This is a genomic window from Mycolicibacterium obuense, from assembly GCF_055397605.1.
In genome coordinates this window covers 4,116,029-4,136,577 of record NZ_AP043663.1, presented here as the reverse complement: position 1 = coordinate 4,136,577, position 20,549 = coordinate 4,116,029, and the positions used below count along the sequence as shown (strand labels likewise).

18 protein-coding genes are annotated in these 20,549 nt (G+C 62.4%); 3 read left to right on the top strand and 15 right to left on the bottom strand.

Annotation, left to right across the window (positions count from 1 at the left end; all coding sequences use genetic code 11):
- Positions 1-297: 297 nt before the first annotated feature.
- The 5 genes from ACZ50N_RS19715 to ACZ50N_RS19695 form a co-directional block, all read right to left on the bottom strand.
- Positions 298-936, bottom strand: coding sequence for a cutinase family protein (locus ACZ50N_RS19715; protein ID WP_464470701.1), 639 nt, complete (start codon positions 934-936; stop codon positions 298-300).
- A gap of 299 nt (positions 937-1,235) precedes the next feature.
- Positions 1,236-1,409: a hypothetical protein gene (locus ACZ50N_RS19710; RefSeq protein ID WP_464473588.1), complete on the bottom strand. Its 174-nt coding sequence runs from the start codon at positions 1,407-1,409 to the stop codon at positions 1,236-1,238.
- A gap of 110 nt (positions 1,410-1,519) precedes the next feature.
- On the bottom strand, positions 1,520-2,896 hold the full coding sequence (locus tag ACZ50N_RS19705; protein WP_464470206.1) for an aldehyde dehydrogenase family protein: 1,377 nt from the start codon (positions 2,894-2,896) through the stop codon (positions 1,520-1,522).
- 51 nt (positions 2,897-2,947) lie between these two features.
- Positions 2,948-4,369, bottom strand: a complete 1,422-nt coding sequence (gene lpdA / locus ACZ50N_RS19700) for a dihydrolipoyl dehydrogenase (RefSeq protein WP_464473587.1) — start codon at positions 4,367-4,369, stop codon at positions 2,948-2,950.
- Position 4,370: 1 nt separating this feature from the next.
- The gene (locus tag ACZ50N_RS19695) at positions 4,371-5,132 is read right to left on the bottom strand and encodes a GntR family transcriptional regulator (RefSeq protein WP_464470208.1); all 762 of its coding nucleotides are present in this window, start codon (positions 5,130-5,132) and stop codon (positions 4,371-4,373) included.
- A 115-nt stretch (positions 5,133-5,247) separates the two neighbouring features.
- Here ACZ50N_RS19695 and ACZ50N_RS19690 point away from each other — a divergent pair, with 115 nt between their 5' ends.
- Positions 5,248-7,500: an alpha-ketoacid dehydrogenase subunit alpha/beta gene (locus ACZ50N_RS19690; protein ID WP_464473586.1), complete on the top strand. Its 2,253-nt coding sequence runs from the start codon at positions 5,248-5,250 to the stop codon at positions 7,498-7,500.
- Between the two features lie 3 nt (positions 7,501-7,503).
- The gene (locus ACZ50N_RS19685; protein ID WP_464473585.1) at positions 7,504-8,838 is read left to right on the top strand and encodes a dihydrolipoamide acetyltransferase family protein; all 1,335 of its coding nucleotides are present in this window, start codon (positions 7,504-7,506) and stop codon (positions 8,836-8,838) included.
- Positions 8,839-9,082: 244 nt separating this feature from the next.
- On the opposite strand, the gene ACZ50N_RS19680 is transcribed toward ACZ50N_RS19685, so the two are convergent.
- The 10 genes from ACZ50N_RS19680 to ACZ50N_RS19635 all read right to left on the bottom strand — a co-directional run bounded on the left by ACZ50N_RS19680 (position 9,083) and on the right by ACZ50N_RS19635 (position 18,740).
- A complete protein-coding gene (locus tag ACZ50N_RS19680; protein ID WP_464470211.1) occupies positions 9,083-9,211 on the bottom strand; it encodes a hypothetical protein in 129 nt (42 codons plus the stop codon).
- An 87-nt stretch (positions 9,212-9,298) separates the two neighbouring features.
- Complete coding sequence (locus ACZ50N_RS19675; protein ID WP_464473584.1) at positions 9,299-10,321, bottom strand: TIGR03619 family F420-dependent LLM class oxidoreductase; 1,023 nt, start codon at positions 10,319-10,321, stop codon at positions 9,299-9,301.
- Positions 10,306-11,865 carry an amidase family protein gene (locus tag ACZ50N_RS19670; protein WP_464470213.1) on the bottom strand — a complete coding sequence of 520 codons (1,560 nt, stop codon included), beginning with the start codon at positions 11,863-11,865 and terminating at the stop codon, positions 10,306-10,308. Before ACZ50N_RS19670 ends, ACZ50N_RS19675 begins: the two co-directional genes overlap by 16 nt.
- A gap of 42 nt (positions 11,866-11,907) precedes the next feature.
- Entirely contained in the window at positions 11,908-12,396 is a 489-nt protein-coding gene (locus ACZ50N_RS19665) for a nuclear transport factor 2 family protein (protein WP_464470214.1), read from the bottom strand.
- Between the two features lie 37 nt (positions 12,397-12,433).
- On the bottom strand, positions 12,434-12,922 hold the full coding sequence (locus ACZ50N_RS19660; RefSeq protein ID WP_464470215.1) for a VOC family protein: 489 nt from the start codon (positions 12,920-12,922) through the stop codon (positions 12,434-12,436).
- A 38-nt stretch (positions 12,923-12,960) separates the two neighbouring features.
- Positions 12,961-13,962, bottom strand: coding sequence for an ABC transporter permease (locus tag ACZ50N_RS19655; protein ID WP_464470216.1), 1,002 nt, complete (start codon positions 13,960-13,962; stop codon positions 12,961-12,963).
- Positions 13,949-15,451 carry a sugar ABC transporter ATP-binding protein gene (locus tag ACZ50N_RS19650; protein ID WP_464470217.1) on the bottom strand — a complete coding sequence of 501 codons (1,503 nt, stop codon included), beginning with the start codon at positions 15,449-15,451 and terminating at the stop codon, positions 13,949-13,951. Before ACZ50N_RS19650 ends, ACZ50N_RS19655 begins: the two co-directional genes overlap by 14 nt.
- Complete coding sequence (locus ACZ50N_RS19645; protein WP_464470218.1) at positions 15,448-16,563, bottom strand: sugar ABC transporter substrate-binding protein; 1,116 nt, start codon at positions 16,561-16,563, stop codon at positions 15,448-15,450. The genes ACZ50N_RS19650 and ACZ50N_RS19645 overlap by 4 nt, the downstream gene beginning before the upstream one ends.
- Before the next feature lie 522 nt (positions 16,564-17,085).
- A complete protein-coding gene (locus ACZ50N_RS19640) occupies positions 17,086-17,427 on the bottom strand; it encodes a hypothetical protein (protein ID WP_464470219.1) in 342 nt (113 codons plus the stop codon).
- Between the two features lie 527 nt (positions 17,428-17,954).
- Entirely contained in the window at positions 17,955-18,740 is a 786-nt protein-coding gene (locus tag ACZ50N_RS19635) for an IclR family transcriptional regulator (RefSeq protein WP_464470220.1), read from the bottom strand.
- 357 nt (positions 18,741-19,097) lie between these two features.
- Here ACZ50N_RS19635 and ACZ50N_RS19630 point away from each other — a divergent pair, with 357 nt between their 5' ends.
- Positions 19,098-20,300: an alpha/beta fold hydrolase gene (locus tag ACZ50N_RS19630; RefSeq protein ID WP_464473583.1), complete on the top strand. Its 1,203-nt coding sequence runs from the start codon at positions 19,098-19,100 to the stop codon at positions 20,298-20,300.
- Positions 20,301-20,549: the final 249 nt, after the last annotated feature.

Sequence of the window (20,549 nt, the reverse complement as noted above, 5' to 3'; positions counted from 1 at the left end):
GAAGCGCTCTGATTTGACTGGCGATGTGTTCGTCAGCGGGCAGACCTGACGGAACGTGGCGATCCGCCTGCACGATGGACGCGGCGACTCAACGAGCCGGCGAGATATCGGCGATTCGCCTGGAGGGAGATCGGTCGCGATTACGACGAGATCCAGGGTCGGATCGCTACGCGCTTTTAATCCCCGAGACTCTATCGCCTCCCACCTTCACACCCAGACTGCTATACGTGAAAAGCCCTCATGCTGAAACTCTTTGGTGCGACTGAGTCTCCTGATGGACAAACCGGTGACACGCGCTCATAACGATGTGCTAGTCAGGCGACCGGCAGCGAATGAAGCGCCCTGGCTTGCCGGGTCGCCGACGTAGTTGGCCGGGTTGTGTCCCGCGAAGTTGAGGCCATCCGAGCAAACGGGGTCGTCGACAACGCACAGCGCGCGCGTCTTGTTCTCATACAGAGGGCCGATCGTCACCGGCGGCTGACCCAGAAAGCTCATGGCACGACCGTTCGGCATGCCGAACAGCACTACTGCCGCAACGTGCTCGGCAACAGCTGGTTGCAATGGTTCAGGGACGGTCGTGGGATCGATACCTCCGGGCACCGTAGACGACGTCACGAAGCCTGCAACGGCGGCTCCCTGGGAGTAGCCCCCAAGAACAATGTTGGCTTGGGGGCACGTCTTCGAAATCGAGACAACACGAGCGGCGGCGTCTCTCACACCGTCAACGCCTGTAGCCCACTGATCGCTGGCAGGGTAGTTGACCGGGTAGACCTCAAGTGATCGTTGGCCGATTTGGGGACGCAAGGCGTCGACGAACGCATCACCGATGGGCCCGGGACCCGGAGGCTCATGCGTTCCCCGAGCAAAGATGACCTCGACATCGGGACACGCCGCGGCCGACGTGGATGGCGCAACGGTGGTCGTCAGCGCAGCCATGGCGAGCGGCACCACTCCCGAACTGAACAGGATCTTGTTGGTTCTCACTATCTGCTTCCTTCGCAATCAAATTGGTGTGAAACGGACTGTGATGGGGGCTCTGATCGCCCCTGGCGGTGATCGAGGCGGCGTGCCAGCGGCCTCCAGCGTTGAATGCGGGCGGCGTGGATCGTGACTTTCTGAACTCAACAGAGTCGGAACAGTGTGTCGTGTTGCGGACAGAGCGATCACTGTCGCTGCTCGTGGGTACGGCGGTGGCTTCGGCGGAACGAACTGATCGTACTGTACTCAAGAGTACATTAATTGGTAGCGCTGAATCGACGCTGAATATCGGCGTTGCCTCGGAGCGCGGTGATCCTCGCCGAACCCCGTAATGCATGGCAGTAGTGGAAGTGATCCGCGCGATCGAGCGACAGCGCCGCACAGGCGATCCAAAGGCCTTTATTGGTGATTCCGTCGCCCTGATCCTTCATCGGTCACGATCATCACGCTCTATGGGTGATTCTGTTTGGTGACTACCACGCGTTTTTCACACGCGTTTTTCAGTGGTCGTTGAGGCTTTGGGGTCCCGGCCGTGGCACCTTCATCTGCGCCACACGGATTTCAGATTGCAGAAGGCGCGGATACCCTCCGAAGAGAGTTCTTGTCCCACACCGGAATCCTTGACGCCTCCGAACGGTAGTTGCGGGTAGGAGACGGACATTCCGTTGACGAACACGGCGCCGGCCGCGAGGCCGCTGACGAAGAACTCTTCGTCGGCGGGGTCGTTAGTCCACACGGCCGAACTCAATCCGAATGTGGTGGCGTTGGCCAGTGCGAGTGCTTCGGCGCGGTCGGCAACCCGGTAGAGCGACGCCAGCGGACCGAATGCCTCCTCTGCGTACAGCTTCATTTCGGGGGTGACGCCGGCGACGACAGTTGGAGGGTAGTACCAGCCGTCGCCGTCGGGAACGACACCGCCGGTCATGACACTCGCTCCCTTGTCGCGAGCGTCGATGACCAATTCTTCGATGTCGCGGCGGCCGGACTCTGTGGCCAACGGTCCGATGTCGGTGCGTTCGTCGAACGGATCGCCCACGACAAGTGCGGCCATCGCCGTGGTGAACTGATGGACAAACGCGTCGTAGACGTCTTCGTGGACGATGAACCGCTTGGCGTTGATGCAAGCTTGACCGTTATTCGAGGTGCGTGCTGCGACCGCCGTGCTGACCGCGGCGTCGAGGTCCGCGGACGGGGTGACGATGAAGGGGTCGGAGCCACCGAGTTCGAGGACTACTGGCTTCACCTCCGAGCCTGCTATTGCGGCCAGCGAGCGGCCGGCCGGCTCCGAGCCGGTTAGTGTCATGGCGGCCACACGCTTGTCCCGTGCCACGCGCTCGACGCCAGCGGCGGGAATCATCAGTGACTGAAAGCATCCCGCGGGAAACCCGCCCCTGTCGAAGAGCGTGTCGAGGTACATTGCGGCCTGGGGCACGTTCGACGCGTGCTTGAGTAGCCCTACGTTGCCGGCCATGAGCGCGGGCGCGGCGAAGCGGATTACCTGCCAGATGGGGTAGTTCCACGGCATGACCGCAAGCACGACACCCATCGCCTCGTAGCGGGTGTAGGCCGCGCTGGCGTTCACAGCGGACGGGTCTGGCAGGAAGCGTCCGGTGAGGAATTCCTCGGCGTTCTCGGCGTAGAACCGCATGGTATGGGCCGACTTCAGTACTTCGGCTCGGGCTTGGGTGAGGGGCTTTCCCATCTCCAGCGTGAGCAACCGCGCGACGTCGTCGACGTCCGTTTCCAACACGTCGGCTGCGGAATTCATCCACACTGCCCGCTCGGCGAATGAGGTCTTCGCGAGGGCGAGAAAAGTGTCGTGGGCCAGGCCGATCCGACAGTCGACCTCGGTCTCGTCGTGTGGGGTGAAGAACTGTTCGATTTTCCCGGTGGCCGGATTAGTGGTGGCAATCGCCATGAGTGTGCCTTTCGATGGAAGCGGGTGGAGTCGAGAGGGCAGACGTTGTCATCACATGTTGATCATGTGGCCGGCCAGTCCGTGGATGGCTTCCTGGAGCGCTTCAGACAGGGTCGGGTGGGTGTGCACGTTCTTTGCGAGTTCGTAGACGGTGAGGTCCCACCGCTGCGCCAGCGTCAGTTCAGGAAGTAGTTCGGAGACATCGGGTCCGACGAGATGCGCCCCGAGAAGCTCTCCGTATTCGTCGTCGGCGATGAGCTTCACGAAGCCGATTGGTTCGCCCAGCCCGTGAGCCTTGCCGTTGGCGGAGAAGGGGAACTTAGCGGTGCGGATGCTCGACGAGCCTCGAGTTGCGGCTTGCTCGGTCGCTTGCTGTTCGGTCAGTCCGAAGCTGGCCACCTGCGGTTGACTGAACGTGGCGCGTGGCATCATCCCGTAGTCACCTATCGGGTCGGTGTCGTGACCGGCGATCGTCTCGGCGGCCACGAGGGCCTGCGCCTCGGCGACGTGAGCGAGTTGCAGCTTCGCGGTGACGTCACCGACCGCGTAGATATGAGAAACCGAGGTCTGCATACGGTCGGAGATTTCGATGGCGCCGTCCGCCGTCAGCGCGACGCCCGTGGACTCGAGGCCGAATCCGTCGACGCGCGGAAGGAATCCCACTGACTGCATGACCTTGTCGACGACGATCGTCTCGGACCGGGAGGTTGCGTTGTCGGTCAAGGTGACGGTCACATTGTGCCCGTCGTCGTGCAGCTCGGAGACCGTCGTGGCCGTCTTGATCGTCACCCCGAGCTTGCCGTACTGCTTCCGCGGCACGTCCGATACGTCAGAATCTTCGCTAGGGAGCACTCGGTCGAGGTATTCCACGATCGTCACGTCGACGCCGTAGTTGACGAGCACGTAGGCGAACTCCATGCCGATGGCGCCGGCGCCCACGATGAGGATTGACTTGGGAAGGTCACAGGCCATGATCTGTTCTTCATAGGTCACCACGTTTGGGCTCAAGGTGGTGCCGGGCAGCAGCTTGGTGGTGCTTCCGGTGGCAATGATGGCGTGGTCGAATTCGACTGTCGCCGTGCCACCGTCAGTTCTGGTGACTTCGATTTGGTGCGGATCGACAAATGACGCGCTACCGAAGAATTCAGTGATCGAGTTCTTTTTCATCAGGTAGTGCACACCTTTGACGCGGGAGTTCGCGACCATGCGGCTGCGGTCGAATGCTGCGCGGTAATCGGCGGTGTTGTACCCACCGGAGAGGCCGAACTCTTCGGCGCGATCCCGGAGGAGATGAGTGAGTTCGGCGTTGCGTAACAGAGACTTTGACGGGATGCAGCCGACGTTGAGACAGACGCCGCCCCAATACTGCTTCTCCACGATCGCGGTCCGCAGGCCGAGCTGGCTTGCACGTATCGCCGCGACGTATCCGCCGGGGCCTGCGCCGAGGACGACGACGTCGAAGCGCTCGCTCATGTCAGGTGGTTCCCTTCACTGTGAATATCTCGGGGTGGTTGAGAATTTCCATACGCGTACGCTCGACGTGGGTCTTCAGGATCGTGGCCGCAATCGTCCTGTCCCGCTGGGTGATTGCGTCGAGCAGAAGACGGTGCTCGGCGATCACGACCCAGCGGCGGCTGGGGCCGGTGATCCGGACGAATTCCCGCCGGTAATGCTGAGTCATGTTCCACAACCGGACGACCGTCGAGGCCAGGGGTTCGACCGTGCATCCTCGGTAGGACGTGAGATGGAAGGCTCGGTCCAGTTCCATGAAGTCCGCCAGGTTGTCGCGGGCTTCGATCCGGTCCTGGATGTCGGAGAGTTCGGCGATGTCGGCGTCGCTGAGTGCATCGATGCTCTCGCCGAGGACCAGCGGTTCCAGGGATTCCCGCATCCGGTAAATCATGTCGGCTTCGTGGCGGGTCAGGGCGGGCACTCGAGCGCCACGGTTGGTCTGGAGTTCGGTGAGCCCTTCGAGTTCGAGCATGCGGAGCGCTTCGCGAACGGGTAGGCGACTCATGCCGAATCGGTCTGCAATCTCCTCTTGGCGGATGCGTTCCCCGGGCCCGATCTCTCCCGCAAGGATGATTTTTCGCAGGTGGTCGGCCACCCGCTCGCTCGCGGCGGTTGCAGCGGCGGAGGGGGACGGTGATTTCACGTCTTCTGCTGACATGACGTAACTCTTACTCGCCCGGTAGCGAGATGACTGGCTCATTTTCTCGGCCGGCTTCTGCGTCACGCCGTTTGGGTGCGCGACGCGACCGCGTGGAGACGGTAGCGCACCGTGGTGTGCTCCCGGTATCGCCATCACGATATCCATAATGGATCCATAATCGGAGATTTGTCCACCAAACTTGACTCTAGAAGGCCATAATGGCTACATTTTGGAACGAGCATGTGACCGAGAACTCAGGGGAGTCGAAGTTCGTATGAGCAACAAGAACGCGCTGCAACCAGCCGTCGACTGGATCGAGGTCTCGGTCACCGAAGACGATTGGGACGACGCCCACCCGGCGCTACTGACGTCGATGTTCACTCAAGCGACCGTGATTCGGGTGTTCGAGGAGTACGTTCTCGACCTTGCCGGTCAAGGGCTGATCCACGGTCCCGCGCATTCGAGTATCGGGCAGGAGGGCGGCGCCGTCGGATCCGTGCTCTCCCTGACCAGTTCTGACGTGGTCAATGGCACGCACCGCGGGCATCACCAATTTCTGGCCAAGTCGCTGCATCACGTCGCGGCTGAAGGAATAGACGTGACGACTGAGCTCGACGAGGACGTTCGCACGGTGTTGCTGCGCACCCTCGCCGAGATCTGCGGGCTTTCGCGTGGATTCTGCCGCGGTAGAGGTGGATCGATGCACCTGCAGTGGCGAGAAGCCGGCGCGGTAGGAACAAACGCCATCGTCGGAGGTGGGGTGCCCCTGGCAGCCGGCTACGCGTGGGCTCAGCGTCATGCCAATACCGACGCCGTGGCTGTCACCTACTTCGGCGATGGCGCCACCAACATCGGATCGACACTGGAGACGCTGAATCTCGCTGCAGCATGGACGCTGCCAATCTGTTTCTTCATCGAGAACAATCGGTATGCGGTGTCCACCACCGTCGAGGAGGCCACCGGCGAACCACGCCTGTCGGCACGCGGCCCCGGGTTCGGCATCCCGAGCTGGAAAGTCGATGGGATGGACACTCTTGCAGTCCATCTCGCGATGAACGAGGCCATCGAGCATATGCGGGCCGGAAACGGTCCGACTCTCATCGAAGCTGAGGTCTACCGTTACTTTCATCAAAATGGGGCCTTTCCCGGCAGCGCGTTCGGCTATCGCACCAAGGACGAGGAACGCGCCTACCGCGACCGTGATCCCATCGCCCAACTCGCCAGGAACCTGTTGCGCCGCGAGATCGCCGACCAGGAACAGCTCGACACTTTCACTGCAAGCGTCAAGGCGACAATGCAGGAACTCGGCGACGTGATCCTCGAGCCGAAGCCCGGCGGCAAGCCACGCGAACGCCGAATCAAACCGAGCGAACTCCCCAACACCGACTTCGTCGACATGGGGGTGCGTGGGGATTTGTCCGAATTCGACGACACGGAGTTCACCGATCGCGACACCTTCACGGGTGAGGTGAAGCAAAGCAAGTTCATTGACGAGATCGCGACCGTATTGGCTCGACAGATGGATCGTGACGACACCGTTGTGATCATGGGTGAGGACGTTCACCGCCTCAACGGAGGTACCAACGGCGCCACCCGTGGCATCTCGGACAAGTGGCCCGACCGCATTCTGGGTACTCCGATCAGTGAGAACGCCTTCACTGGTCTAGGCGGTGGCATGGCCCTGGACGGTCGGTACAAGCCGGTCGTCGAGTTCATGTACGCCGACTTCATGTGGGTCGCCGCCGATCAACTGTTCAATCAAATTGGCAAGGCCCGCCACATGTTTGGAGGCGACAACGATGTCCCCTTCGTCTTGCGCAGCAAGGTGGCCATGGGCACCGGCTACGGGTCTCAGCACTCAATGGACCCCGCAGGCATCTTCGCGACTCAGCCGGGCTGGCGCATCGTCGCGCCGTCGACACCGTTCGACTATGTCGGTTTGATGAACACCGCGCTTCGCTGCAAGGATCCGGTGGTCGTCCTCGAACACGTGGACCTCTACGCGAGCACCGGCGACGCACCCGTGGACGACCACGACTACTACCTACCGGTTGGCAAGGCCGCCAAGCGCCGAACTGGCGACGCCGTCACTGTCCTCACATACCTTGCGATGACGAACTATGTCCTCGAGGCAGTCGACGACGGTGGCTTCGACGCCGACGTCATCGATTTGAGATGGCTCGATCGCGCGAGCATCGACTGGGAGACGATCGAACACAGCATCAAGAAAACCAACCGCGTGATAGTCGCCGAGCAGGGTGCCCGTGGCACCAGCTACGGCGGCTGGCTCGCCGACGAGATCCAGCGCCGGTACTTCGACTGGCTCGACCACCCCGTCGAGCGAATCACCGGTGGCGAGGCGTCGCCAAGCATCAGCAAGGTCCTCGAGCGGGCCGCTATCGCTCAGGCGGCAGAGGCCACCGCCAAGCTGACCGAAGTCACGGAGGCCTGACCCATGCCCGCCCTCTACCGCATGCCCGAAGTCGCCGCAGGCACCACCGACGCGCTGCTCTCGGAGTGGCTCGTCGCGGAGAACGCTGAATTCGCAGAGGGTGACACGCTTGTCACCGTGGAGACCGACAAGGCCAGCGTCGACATAGAAGCCGAGGCGGCGGGGGTGATTTTGCGCTATCTCGTCGAGGCAGGAACCCGTGTCGAGGTCGGTGACGCGATCGCCTTCATCGCCGACGTCGGACAGTCCGTCCCCGACATCGACGCCGCTCTGGCCGAACTTGGTGTCGACGGCTCCGCGGTCGGGGTCGGCACACCGGAGGCCGATGTGCTGCCCGCCGCGGCCGACGCCGACCATACTCCAGAACGCACAACCAAAGCTGCGCCGGCGCCCACGCCAGCTCCTGCGTCGACGGAGGGCACCGCAAGCAAAGGACGCCGCTTCGTCGCGCCACTGGTGCGACGACTTGCCGCCGAACACAACCTCGACCTCGATGCCGTCGTCGGCACAGGGCCCAATGGGCGAATGGTCAAGCGCGACATCATCGATCTGTTGAACGCGCCTGCCGCACCCGCAGAGCCCACGGCAGCGCCCGCACCCGCTACACCTCAGCCCCCCGCCTCCCAATCTCCGACGTCACTGCCCGAGACCGGTGCGCCCGGCTACACCGATCTGCCTCACACCCGAATCCGCCGAGCCATCGCTGCGCGTCTCACCGAGAGCAAGCATCAGGCGCCTCACTTCTATCTGCGCGGCAGCGCAGACGTCGGTGAACTGCTGGCCCTGCGGGCGGTGATCAACGACTCCGCCGCCACCAAGGTCTCGGTGAACGACATGTTGGTGAAGGCCGCCGCGGCCGCGCACATCGCCGTGCCCGAAATGAACGTGATCTGGACCCCCGATGCGATAAGGCAGTATCACAGTGTGGATTTGGCCATTGCCGTCGCTTCCGAGGGCGGCCTGGTCACCCCAGTCGTCCGCAACGTCGACGGCCAGTCGATCACCGCCATTGCGACGACAACCCGCGACCTGGCCGAGCGAGCCCGCTCCGGCGGCCTCAAACAGCACGAACTCAACGGCGGCACGCTGACCATCAGCAATCTGGGCATGTACGGCACCCAGGAGTTCGCCGCCATCATCAACCCGCCACAGTCGGCAATCCTTGCCGTCGGCGGGGCCATGAAACAGGCGGTCGTGATCGACGATCATCTGGCCATCGCCACCATGGTGCAGTTCACGCTGTCAGTTGATCACCGTCCGGTCGACGGCGCGGTGGCGGCCGAGTGGATGAAGACTTTCATCAGCATAATCGAGACTCCCATGCGAATTCTCCTGTGACGGAATCTCCGAAGGAGTCATCTCACACGACAGATCGTGACGAGGTGGATTGAATCCACCCCGTCGTTCGCGTGTTCGTGGTTGTCGGCTATCGTCGCGCCGCCCCCGGTGGCTCTTCGCACAGTCATCAACGCACACAGCCCGTAATGCTCTCGCCGCACCAACCGCGAGCGCGACGAGCCGCTACCGACGCAGGGACGATGGACATGAATCGACCCACACGATCGCCCATTTCAACGTGGTCCTAGATTCCGAGCAGCTGCGCAATGGCGCAGGGGGCCTGTACCGAGTGTGCCTGCTCCTCATGAACAAAGGCGATCGAGCGGATGCCGAATGAACCGCGATAGGTGCAAGACACCTCTTCGGCCGTCACGCACAAACACTGCGCCTTTCTGGGCGCGCCATGGCTCGTTCGCCGTGCGCCAACGCCACAGCGAATCGCAAAGGGCAGTCGTTCGAGTTATGAGGTCATGGGCGCAGCGGCAATCGAGCTGACCTGGGGTAGCACCTCGAGGGCGAACTGCTCGGTCTGCTCTGCGTACTCAGTCACTGTGCCTCCAGGACAGTCGAACTGCACGGTGATGTGCTGATAGCCGTGGCCGGCCAATCGCTCGAGATCCGCGACGATCTGCTCGACGTTGCCGGTCAAGACGGGACGGCCGTATCTGAAGGATCCGTCTGGCTGCGCCGTTGGCGTCAGTCGGACTTGACAGTATGCGCCCATGGTGAAGTCGGATAGGTCGCGCTGCAGTTCGTCTGCTTCCTTCCGGATCACCGTCCGCAGAAAGTCGAGATCCGACGGTTGCGTGCGTCCGTCCAACAGCATCGGGTAGAAGCCGTCACACATGCGGGCCGCCCGCTTTGCGGCGATCTTCGACATTCCCCCGTACCAGATCGGAATTCTACTTTGGATCGGCTTCAAATCCATTGATACGCCGTCGATGTCGAAGTACTTTCCCCGAAACTCGATGTCGGAGTGTTCCCAGGCCTGGCGATAGATTTGAATGCTCTCCCAGAGTACGCCGCCACGCTGGTCGAAATTTGCGCCCAGGGCCGCGAACTCGCCTGTCTCCCAGCCGACGCCGACGGCCATCATGGCTCTGCCACCCGACAGCACGTCCAGAGTCGCCCATTCATGAGCGGTGACAAGCGGGTGTCGATAAGGGGCGATATAAACGGTCGGACAGAAGCGCAGGGTAGAGGTCCTGCTTGCGATGGCGCCGAAAGTCGTTGCCACGTCCAGCATCACCGGCCTGTCGGGATATGCTCGCTTACCTGACGAGTTGGCCGGGTGCACCTCGTCTGTCTGTCGTTCGGTCACGATGTGATCGCTCAGCCAGACGGAGTGGTAGCCAAGCTCCTCGGCGCGGACGCTGCGTTCGACTGGCTTCATGTCCTGAGGATCGATATTGGTCAAGAAGCAGTCTCCGTCCACGTCGCGGCTCATCACGCCGTGGGTGGGGAGGTTCAATCCGAATTGCATTGGCCAGTGCTCCAATCTCGCGTCGTCACGTGACGTTCTAGGCCCAGCTTCCAGCCGACCTCTGCCTCGTAGAGCCGCGCAACCTCGAGCAACTCTGCATCGGTGCCTTTCGGTCCCGCCAGCATCACACCGACCGGGAGTCCGTTCGCGCGTCCTACAGGCATGCTCAGTGCCGGCATCCCGGTGCTGTTGAAAGGCGAGGTGTTACCCAGCATCGTCCACCCTCGCTCCAAGACTTGTTCGACGTTGGCGTGGTCGCCCGCCAACAGCGGGGCAATCGGCGTGGTGGGCATGACGAGCATATCGAGCGACCTGAAAACGAGCTCGTACGTGGCTGTTTGGCTGGCAAGCTGGTTTCGGGCCCTGGCATACAAGGCGCCGCCGTACGTGGTCGACATCGTCGTCCCGGCCAACCACGCCAGTTTTACTTGCGGTGACAGCTCGAGGGCACGGTTCTGCAACGCACTGTGCAGCCGCGCCGAGAACAGCGGGTCGTAGCGACCGAGGTGTCCGTATCCTTGGCCCCCGGATCGCAACAGCGAGGCCATGCCTTCGATGTTGCAGACGAACGCCGCCTCGGCAATGGTGAGGTGTTCGGGGATCGACACGCGTTCGATTCGTGCGCCCAACGCCTGCAGCTGGGTGAGGGTCTGTTCGAAGACATCGAGGATCTCCGTGGACCCGTGCTGACGGGTGAGGTCGACGGCTTCGTCGACGACCCCGATCGTGAGGCCGGCGAGGGATTTTCGTGCGTTCTCGACCCGCCTGGTGAACATCGGTGGGGGGATCTGGGCGGGTTGTCGCGGGTCTTCGTCGTCCCTGCCGACCAGTACGTCCATCAATGTCGCGATGTCTGCGACTGACCGGGCGATGGGCCCTGCGTGGTCGATGATCTGATCGATTCCCGCGATACCGGTGTACGGCACCCACCCGTGAGTGGGTTTGAGGCCCAGTGCCCCGCACCACGCCGCCGGAATGCGGATGGATCCACCCTGGTCGCAACCCACGGCCATGTCGATCCCGGGGTAGGACAGTGCGGCTGCAGCGCCGCTGGAAGACCCTCCGGCGAGGTGCGCTGCGGAGTTCGGATTGACCGTAGGCCCGTAGGAACTGGTTTCACCCGACGCTGCAAAACCGAAGCAATCCATGTTGGTGGTCGCCACCACACGACCACCAGCGCGAAGGATGCGGTCGACGACTGTCGCATGGGCGACGGGAACGAAGTCTTCCAGTCCCGTGTAACCGCATGTGGCCGGCACTCCCGCGACCGAAATCGAGTCCTTCACTGAAATGGTGCGACCCGAAAGCGGACCGTCGCCAGTCGGAGGCAGATCACACCAGCGCACAACGGCATTCAGGGGGTCGTCCTGCGGCGTCGACCGGCGCCAGTGGGTGGGGGGGTGGACTGGAGACGGCATGGCCGCCATCGGCTCCGCGGCATCGAGTTGGACGTTGACCATCTTGATGATGTCGTCGATGCCTTTGTTTTCGGACAGTCCCCAGGTCGCCGCCAGCGCGGCGACATCGGTCCGCGTTCGGGTCATGGAATCGCTCCTCCTCGAGCTCGTGAATCCGACTCGGGCCGGTCAGATATGGAAGCGACTGTCGTGCCAGCCGTGATCGATTCGCGCTTGCATGGCCCAGTTCAGCCGCACGACGGAGAACTTCCACCCCTCGTCGGTCAGCCGATATTCGTCGTTGTACGTACCCGCCATGATTGCTGAAAACCCCTGGCCACCGTCCGAGATGGCGACGGGTTCGTAGAGCTGCCAAAAGCCGGTCGCTGTCGTCGCCGTTTCGTCGACGTCGATGTCGCCGCCGATCATGAGGTGCAGCGCGAAGGTGATGGTCTCGCTGGTTGCGGCGAAGAAGTCGTAGATGGCTTGGCGGCCGACGTGGCGTCCCCAGCGGTCGCCGCCGTCCCAGATCGCGTCCTCGGTGAACATGGGCGCTATGACGTCGGGTTGATAGTCGTTGTCGCATGCCACGGCGTACTGCAGCTTGAGGCGACGAATCTGTTCGGCAGCGTCCAGGCGTGCAACCCTCTGGGTGAGTTGCTCGATGGTGTTGGTCATGTTCACTCCTTCAATGGTTGTGTTGAGGTGAAGCTCTTCAAAGGGTTTCGCTGGGAACCCGTCGTGCGGGTATTTCGATGAACTCGACGACGGCGCCGAGTGTGTCCTGTGTTTCGTAGTACGCGAATCCGCCGTCACCGTCGACGCCGTACCCGGCACCCGTCTGGGTAGGCTCCAAACCGTGCGTGCGATAGGCGTCGACGATGTCGTCAACTGACGAGACGAAGAATCCGACGTGGTGCAACCCGTAGCCGTGTTCGTCGATCCAATCGTGGTAGATACTGGGCCCATTGATGGGCTCGATGAGTTCGATTTGGGGCACCGTGTCGGCCAGTGCGAGTCGCATGGCGAACCGACCCGGTCCGCCACGATAGCCGTAGCGTGCCCCGGCTTTACCGGGTGCGTAACTGTAGATCTGCCACCGCGGTGCGCCGAGCGCGGCAGTCCATTCTCGAACGCCCCGGGCGAGATCTGGTACCAGGAAGCCAAGTTGGTCGACTCGGGACGAGGGAAGTTGCGGTTGCATCGATGTCCTTTCGGCTTTGCGCCAGGCGCGAGTGGGTCTCAAATCGCCTGTGCTGAACGGCGGTTGGACGTCAGCCGGGACAGTGCGATGGCGATGACCAGCGCGGCCCCGTTGAAGACCGGGTCCACCCAGGAGGGCACCCCGAGTTGGGCGAGTCCTGCCACTCCCACGGCAAGTAGGTAGACAGAGGCGACGACGCCCAAGGGGTTGAACTTTCCGATCTGTATTGCCGCCAGACTCAAGAACGCTGCCGCGAACGCGGGCAGGAAGAATGCGCTGTAGGACGTCGGGTTGGCCGAGCCGACCCGAGCCGTGAGGACCAGTCCGGCTATCGCGGCGAGTACCGGAGCGCCGAGCAACGCCACCGTGCGGATCTTGGCCGTGGGTACGCCAGCCAGTCGCGCGGCAGGCTCGTTGGCGCCGACGGCGTAGAAGAGGCGTCCGATGGGTCGTTGCGTCAACATGAACCACAACGACGCGGTGATTCCTGCGGTGATCAGGATGGGAAGACCTATTCCGGCGACGGACGCGGTTCCGATGATCCGGATTCCGTCGGGTATGGCCTCGTACACGACTGCGCCGTCCGAGTAGAACAAAATCAACCCTGCCAGAACGGAATTGGTGCCAAGGGTCACGACGAAGGACGGAAGGTTGAACTTGACGATGAGGAGCGAATGAATGGCCCCCACCACGAGTGCCATGATTACGATGGCAGCTAGTGTCGCCACGACGCTGAATCCCTGCCGTGCCGGCAGTCCCGCGGCCAGCATCGCGGACATTCCCAAGACTGCAGCTAGCGACAGGTCGAATTCGTCGACGATCAGCGGCAACATCACGGCCAGGCTGAGCATTGTCAGCACCGCGCTCTCGACGAGGATGGTTTCGGCGTTTGCCGCCGTGGCGAATGTTTCGGGCCGGAGCAGGCTGAACACCAGGATGAGCAGGATGAGCAGACCCGGAACCGCGAGCTTGGCCGCGACCTTTCCCCATTCTCGGGCGGGTTGTTGGTGTAGGTGCGTCGTCACCTCAGCTGTGGCCATGAATTTCTCCTTTGTGCATTTCGGTGAGCACCGACGAGACGTCGACTGGTGCCGTTATCTCGGCTGACACTTGTCCGTTGTTGATGACCACCATCCGGTCGCACGCAGCGGCGATCTCTTCTGGTTCGCCGCTGATCAATACGACCGCGAGACCGTCGGCGGCGTGTTGCCTCAGCTTCGACAAGATGTCGCCCTTGGCGTAGACGTCCACGCCCTGAGTCGGTTCGTCGGCCACCAGAACGTGAGGATTGACCGCGAGCCATCGGCTGAAGAGCACCTTCTGTTGGTTTCCGCCCGAGAGTGCGAGCATGTCGACGTCGGGGTCGAGTGGATGGACTCCCATGGAATCGAAGAGTTCGTACATGCGGGTCCGTTCGCTTTTCACGTTTATTCGTCCGCGCGACAGGTAGGGACGCATGTCGGACACCGTGGCGTTCTCGCGCGCGGTGAGGCCGGGCAGGACCGCTTGGGTCGCGCGGTTGGCTGGCACGAAACCGACCATGCGCGGGGCGCGCGCGACCTTGGTCTCACCCAGCTCGACGGATCCGCCCGTCGGCTCGGCCCTGCCGGTGAGCAGCGATCCCAGCTCCTCGACGCCGCTGCCCAAGATGCCGGCGACACCGACGACCTCCCCGCGGTGTACGTCCAGATCGATCCCACGAAGCGTCTCGCCTCTGAGTGCGGCGGCACGCAACACGAGAGGCCGGTCGACCCGCGTGGTCGTCGCCGTAGACGGTGCTGACACGGCCACCGGTGCGAGACTCGTACCGCCCATTGCGGTGGCGATCCGGTCGACGGACAGTTCTGACGTCGGTGCACTGTGAACCGCTTTACCGTTGCGCAGCACCGTGACTGCATCACTGACCCGCATCACCTCGCCTAGTCGATGCGAAATGAACAACACGCCCAGACCGGAGGCGGCGCACTGCGTGGTCACGTCCAGAAGGCGTTGTGTCTCCCGCGCCGGCAGTGTGGACGTCGGCTCGTCAAGAACGAGGAGCGAGCAGTCGGCGCTGGCCTGCAGGCCGCGGGCGATCGCCACGATGGTCTTCTCGGCCTTGGTCAAGGCGTCGACCGGGGTGTCGATCTTTGACTCGAGATCGAACGGCTCGAGTGCTTCGATCACCGCTGCCCGCTCGAGACGCTGGTCGATCCGCCACCGCCGAGTCGGGATGTTGCGCCCCAGGCTGAGGTTCTCAAGCACGGTCAACGACTCGACCAGAGCAAGGTCTTGGTGGACGAATGCGACTCTGTCGCTGAAGTTGTGGCCGTCACCGCCGACTTCCAGGCTGCCGGCATCACGCTGGTAGAAGCCCGCGAGGATTTTGACGAACGTCGATTTCCCCGAACCGTTCATTCCGACGAGTGCATGAACGCTAGCGGCCGGAATCTCTACGTGAAAGTCGTCGAGTGCTGCGTTGTCACCGAAGCTCTTACTGACCGACTCGGCTCTGAGCGCCGGAGAGCGATTCGCCGTCGAGATACTCATGAGCCCAACCAGATTCGTCGGTACTCCGACATGTAGTCGATGTCACCTTCCCACTGACCCTGCTGCGGAATGTCGGCAATGTTGTCGGTGGTGATGAGTCGGGTAGGCACGTGTTGTTCCACGATGTCCTGGCCCGACAACAGACGGTTGACGTTGTCGAACGCAGCCCACGCGCCCCATTTGATCGGCACCGCAGAGGTGGCGTTGGCCTGCCCATTGCGGATGAGCTGTAGCCAGGGAGCGATCCCGTTGAAGCCCCCCACACGCACACTGTCGAACCCGGCACCGCGGATGGACGGCAATGCGCTGAGCATCGATGCGTCGTACGCACCGATGACGGTGTTGATCTTTGGGTTCTCGCGGAGAGCACTGACCATCAAGCTCGGCACCCGAGTGGAAGCTTCAGCCGCGGTGAATTTATCCTCACGTACGATCTCACATGTCTTGCACGCCTGCAGGGTTTCGCGGGCTCCTCTAATCCACTCCCGCACAACGTTGAACTCGGGGGCCTCGGTGAGATAGGCCCGCGCTTGTCCGCCGGACTGCCAGATCATGTAATTGGCCATGTTGACGCCTTGTTCGGCGATGGGCTGGTCGACCTCGAAAGACACCCCAGTGGGGGAGGGCTCGTTACCACCGTCCCAGCTGCCGACCACGATCCCCGTGCCACGAGCCCGCTGGACGGCGCCCGCTACCGCCTCGACGGACACTGCACTGAGGATGATTGCGTCGTAGTCCTGGTCGACGGCCTCGCTGATCGCGCGGTTCTGAATTCGTGGGTCGAGTTGGCCGTCGACTACCCGCAGGTTCCAGCCGAGGGCGTTCGCGGCAAGTTCTGCGGCTTCAGCTGGACCTTTGCAACCTTCTGCTGCGAACCCGCAGGCAATCCACATCACCTTCACGCCCGGTCGAGCGCGCGGCCCCTGGGTTGGTCCCGGCCACGTCGTGACCGGTTTCATGGCCGCTTGGCTGGCGTTCTCGTAGGCCGACACATCGACGACTGCCTTATCAGCACCTGTTGCGGCAGCGTTATCGAGCCCCGAGGAACAGGCTTGCGTAACCAACGCAATGACCGCCACAAAGACGCTGCAACAGAACGATTTCCGAACCATGATTCTCCGAGTCATTCATTTTGGGGTGATCGGGCGATGCGCCGTAGCTTCGATGAACACCTCATGCATGGACAGGTGTGGTTGCCCGACGCGTCCACAGCGCAGACGTCGACGGCGCGAGTACTACTCGATGAAGCGGTCACTCATCCCGGGTGATGCCTCAAAAGCCGATGGACACAGAAGATTCGGCTTCCGTGCCGCCCTGGTCTTATGACGAAAATTGGGCCGTGACCATGTAGCGAACATCCACCGCGTCGTCACATCGGACTCGGGCGGACGGGTGAGTGACTCTGCCGCCCAGACGGGAATACCGAAGGGGGCAGGGTGCGCAGGTACTTAGTCGGGCGAGTTGCAGATCCGCTACCCGCGTTACCTCCAAACTGTGTAATGAACCAACACCATGTGTAATAGAGATAGTCTCGCCGACCGGTGTTGCCGTGTCAAGAGGAAGTGCGAGGCAGGTTGCAAAGAACCGAAGGCGGTGAGCAGGTGGTGTGTCATCTCAGCGCACGCGGCGCCGGCCTAGATGGCGAACTCGACGATATATGCGCAGTGGATGCGTAATTGGAGAGATTCAATGGCGACATAGACGAATTCTGTTGTTTGCAAAACGATTACACTGCGCCGAGGTGATGACGGAACCAACCGCCGCATTCCCGTCGCTACACCGAAGATTCGTCGGTTCCGGTCAAACTTGTGAGCAGTGGCGAAATAGACTGGTGTCACGAGGTTTTCCGTATCGGTGTCGAAGTTGGGGGTCGTCCCGTCGTGGGCCGGCTCAAGGTAAGCGAGATCAACCTTTAGGCGATCGGCACGCTGGTTCAGCCTCAGGCCTGGATGCTGCGGCTGGTTTGCCTGCCACACGCCGACTCCGACTCGTTGCATCCGCGCTGGTGCGATCGATCACCTGGGGCCAGGGCACCGAGATGGCGCGTCACCTTGCGACCGCCGACAAGTTGGACGCGCCTGTTCATTTCTGCGATTTACGCTCACCCTGGTAACGCGGCAGCAATGAGCACGAACGGGCTACTGCGGGATTACACCTCCAGGGGCGTGACCCTGCGGGGCCGCTCGCCCAAGCATCCACAGCTGTGGAAAGCGAACTCAACAACCGTCGCCGGAGAGTCCTGCAAGTCCGTTGTCCCGCGGACGTATTCGCCACCCCGCTAGCCTCGCGAAGTCCGCCGGTGTTGCGACGTTGACCAGAACTCGCCTCGGAGCGGGCCGCTCAGAGATGGACCGGAGCCGACAGGATTCGTGAGGTCGCTTCGGCTGCCCGTCGTCAAACGTCCCCACGGTGGCGGTGACACAGAAACAGGGCACAGCTCGACTCGCCGTACGCGTCAAAGGACGAGAAGTGCAGTGGGGCTGACCGGCGACGGCTGTATCCCTCAGACGCTTGCAGCAGCCAAAAGTGCCTCGACGTACGCGGTTTCGTTGGCCGCGAAGCGATCAGCGGGCATTGTGAGGGTGAGCGCACATTGCGGGTGGCGTTCGCCGAGGTACATAGGGACGGCTATGCCCCACACGCCGTCTAGGTACTCGCCGCGGTCGATGGCATAGCCGCGCTCTCGTATTTGGGCGAGCTCAGCGCGCATCGCGTCGACTTCGACGATGGTGTTGGCAGTGCGCCGCGTGAGAGTACGGCTTGTCAACAGGCGTTCGGCGTGGTCGTGCGGCGCGAAAGCGAGAAGGCACTTGCCCGAGGAACGCGCGTGGATGTCGCCAGCGCGTCCGATTTGAAGTGCTGCCACGCGGATGGCGTGGTTACCCTCGGCGACCGCGATGATCATGACGTCATCGCCTGTCCAGCAGGAGGCGTAACCTGATTCGCCGGTCTGTTCGGTGACCTGGTGCAGCGCAGAAAGCACCGCTGGGGACGGCTTGACATCGGCCTCGATCTGGGAGTAGAGCGACAGCACTTTCTCCGTCGAGAGAGAGTATGTCCTACCGTGTTTGGCGAGGTAACCGCATTCCGTCAGCGTGTTCAGCAGGTGGACGGCCGTGGTCAGGTTCAAACCAAGCGATGACGCGATCTCCTGTCCGCGCATACTGCGGTTCGCACTGATTTCGTCGAGAATGGCCAACGCTCGAGCTACCGACTGAATCCGGCCCGCTCGCCTGGCCTGATCCGGTTCACCCGACGAGGCCGCGTCCTCACTTTCGTCGACCATCATCCTCTCCTTGCCGAAACTCGCCTAAAGTAGCACAGTCGGACAGATGGTTTCACCATTGCACAGGTGGATTGACGCGCTCTAGTCCTTCCGTCATCCCACGCGTCGCGGCTTTGCTGGTGCCGCCGTCCGATCGAGCGTCGACAGCTCCACCCCCGTTGCGTGCAGCGAAGTCCGGCCGGGTGGCGTGGTAGTTGCCCGCGGCTATCGGGCCAGCGGGGAGATTTGCTGGGCGATGGATGAATCTCAAGGTTAGGGGCGACCGCGCCTTGCTAACCCTTGACAACGCCAGAACTACCTGACCACAATCGTCACTATTGCACAGTATGTTGCACAATATAACAGCTATGAGGTGACTCGATGTTTGGTGCTCAGTGGTGGGATAGGTATCAGCAGACGCTCAACGAGGACGCGCAGTGGCGCGCGGCGTCGCGGTGGGTGGACGCCCGCGTGCTCTTCGTGGTCGACGACGAACCGGTTGCCGGCTTGGAGGTTCGCCAAGGCCGCGCTCTCGGGGTTCAATTCGGTTTCCCCGGCCGCGGTGCAGACATTGTGCTGACGGCGCCGCGCAGTGAATGGGCTCGGCTGTTGGCAGGCGACATCGATTGGTTCGAGGCCACGTCACCTGGTCTGGGGCGGCTCGTCGTTTCCGGCGACGTGGTTGCAGCCATGCGCAATGCGAAGAGCATGTGGTTGATGCTGGGCGCACTGAGCCGGGTCGACAAGCCAGCTGCTGCCATACCGCAGCCATCACCTTCGCCCAGCCCGTCGGGCCACGACATCACCGGCCGGTACGTCACGGTCAACGGTTCGCGTACGTACTACGAGGAGGCTGGCGATGGTCCAGCCATCGTCTGCCTGCACGCGGCGTCCCAGGACGCCATGATGTACCGACACGTGCTGGAGGGGCTGTCGGACTCGTACCGGGTGATCGCCCTCGACGCGCCAGGACATTGCAAATCTCATCCCCCGGTCGGCGGCTTGTTCACAAGCATCACCCAGCACGCCGAGTTCAACGAGGCGTTCATGAGGGTGCTCGAGCTGGACCGACCCGCTCTCATCGGCTGCTCGTTCGCCGGCAACCAGGTGCTGGAATTAGCAGCTCGCCAGCCGGGTGCCTACAGCGCGATCGTCTCCAGTGAAGGCGCGGACTACACGCCTACGGTCTCAGATTTCTTTCTGGAAATGATGCGCACCGACGGTCACCAGATCGTCGACGCATGGTGCCAATCGATGATCGGAAACCGCACACCGGCCGATCGCCGGGACGACGTCGTCTGGCAAATTCAAAGAAACCCCGCCGAGGTCATGGTGAGCGACCTGATCGGATATGGGCACTTCGACAAGCGCGATGACATGGGTCGCATTACCGATCCGGTGTTGCTGTTGCGTGGCGACGCAGACTGGCTGGTGTCGCAAGAACAGGTCGAGGCCACTGCCGCGCGTATCAGTGGGAGCCGCATCGCCCTGCTAGCAGGCACCGGTCACTACCCGATGATCGAAAACCCTGTGGAGTTCAACCAAGCCGTGCGCGAGTTCCTCTCTGATGTCGGCTACGTATAGCCGCGCATTGCGACTCCGACCTCCGTTCCTGTGAGTGTGCACGCCCGGCCGGCACGGGGGTAAGTGACACACGGCCAGGGCCCGGCTCAGGTCGACATCGGATTCGACGAAGCGCGTCAGTGGGCGAACACGCCGTATTTGGAAGCAATCTGCCACCGTGCGTCAACCATGGTCACCCCAGCCGGCGCTGGGTGAGGACAGCACACCCGCCACGAGTCAATCGGCCTCAACGGCTCACACCGGATCGAG

Bases quoted from the DNA above. Each gene is read 5' to 3' on its own strand.
- ACZ50N_RS19635 (WP_464470220.1), bottom strand. From the start codon at position 18,740: ATGATGGTCGACGAAAGTGAGGACGCGGCCTCGTCGGGTGAACCGGAT.
- ACZ50N_RS19660 (WP_464470215.1), bottom strand. From the start codon at position 12,922: ATGCAACCGCAACTTCCCTCGTCCCGAGTCGACCAACTTGGCTTCCTG.
- ACZ50N_RS19650 (WP_464470217.1), bottom strand. From the start codon at position 15,451: ATGAGTATCTCGACGGCGAATCGCTCTCCGGCGCTCAGAGCCGAGTCG.
- ACZ50N_RS19665 (WP_464470214.1), bottom strand. From the start codon at position 12,396: ATGACCAACACCATCGAGCAACTCACCCAGAGGGTTGCACGCCTGGAC.
- ACZ50N_RS19710 (WP_464473588.1), bottom strand. From the start codon at position 1,409: ATGAAGGATCAGGGCGACGGAATCACCAATAAAGGCCTTTGGATCGCC.
- ACZ50N_RS19685 (WP_464473585.1), top strand. From the start codon at position 7,504: ATGCCCGCCCTCTACCGCATGCCCGAAGTCGCCGCAGGCACCACCGAC.
- ACZ50N_RS19645 (WP_464470218.1), bottom strand. From the start codon at position 16,563: ATGGTTCGGAAATCGTTCTGTTGCAGCGTCTTTGTGGCGGTCATTGCG.
- ACZ50N_RS19675 (WP_464473584.1), bottom strand. From the start codon at position 10,321: ATGCAATTCGGATTGAACCTCCCCACCCACGGCGTGATGAGCCGCGAC.
- ACZ50N_RS19705 (WP_464470206.1), bottom strand. From the start codon at position 2,896: ATGGCGATTGCCACCACTAATCCGGCCACCGGGAAAATCGAACAGTTC.
- ACZ50N_RS19630 (WP_464473583.1), top strand. From the start codon at position 19,098: ATGTTTGGTGCTCAGTGGTGGGATAGGTATCAGCAGACGCTCAACGAG.
- ACZ50N_RS19670 (WP_464470213.1), bottom strand. From the start codon at position 11,865: ATGACCCGAACGCGGACCGATGTCGCCGCGCTGGCGGCGACCTGGGGA.
- ACZ50N_RS19655 (WP_464470216.1), bottom strand. From the start codon at position 13,962: ATGGCCACAGCTGAGGTGACGACGCACCTACACCAACAACCCGCCCGA.
- lpdA (WP_464473587.1), bottom strand. From the start codon at position 4,369: ATGAGCGAGCGCTTCGACGTCGTCGTCCTCGGCGCAGGCCCCGGCGGA.
- ACZ50N_RS19715 (WP_464470701.1), bottom strand. From the start codon at position 936: ATGGCTGCGCTGACGACCACCGTTGCGCCATCCACGTCGGCCGCGGCG.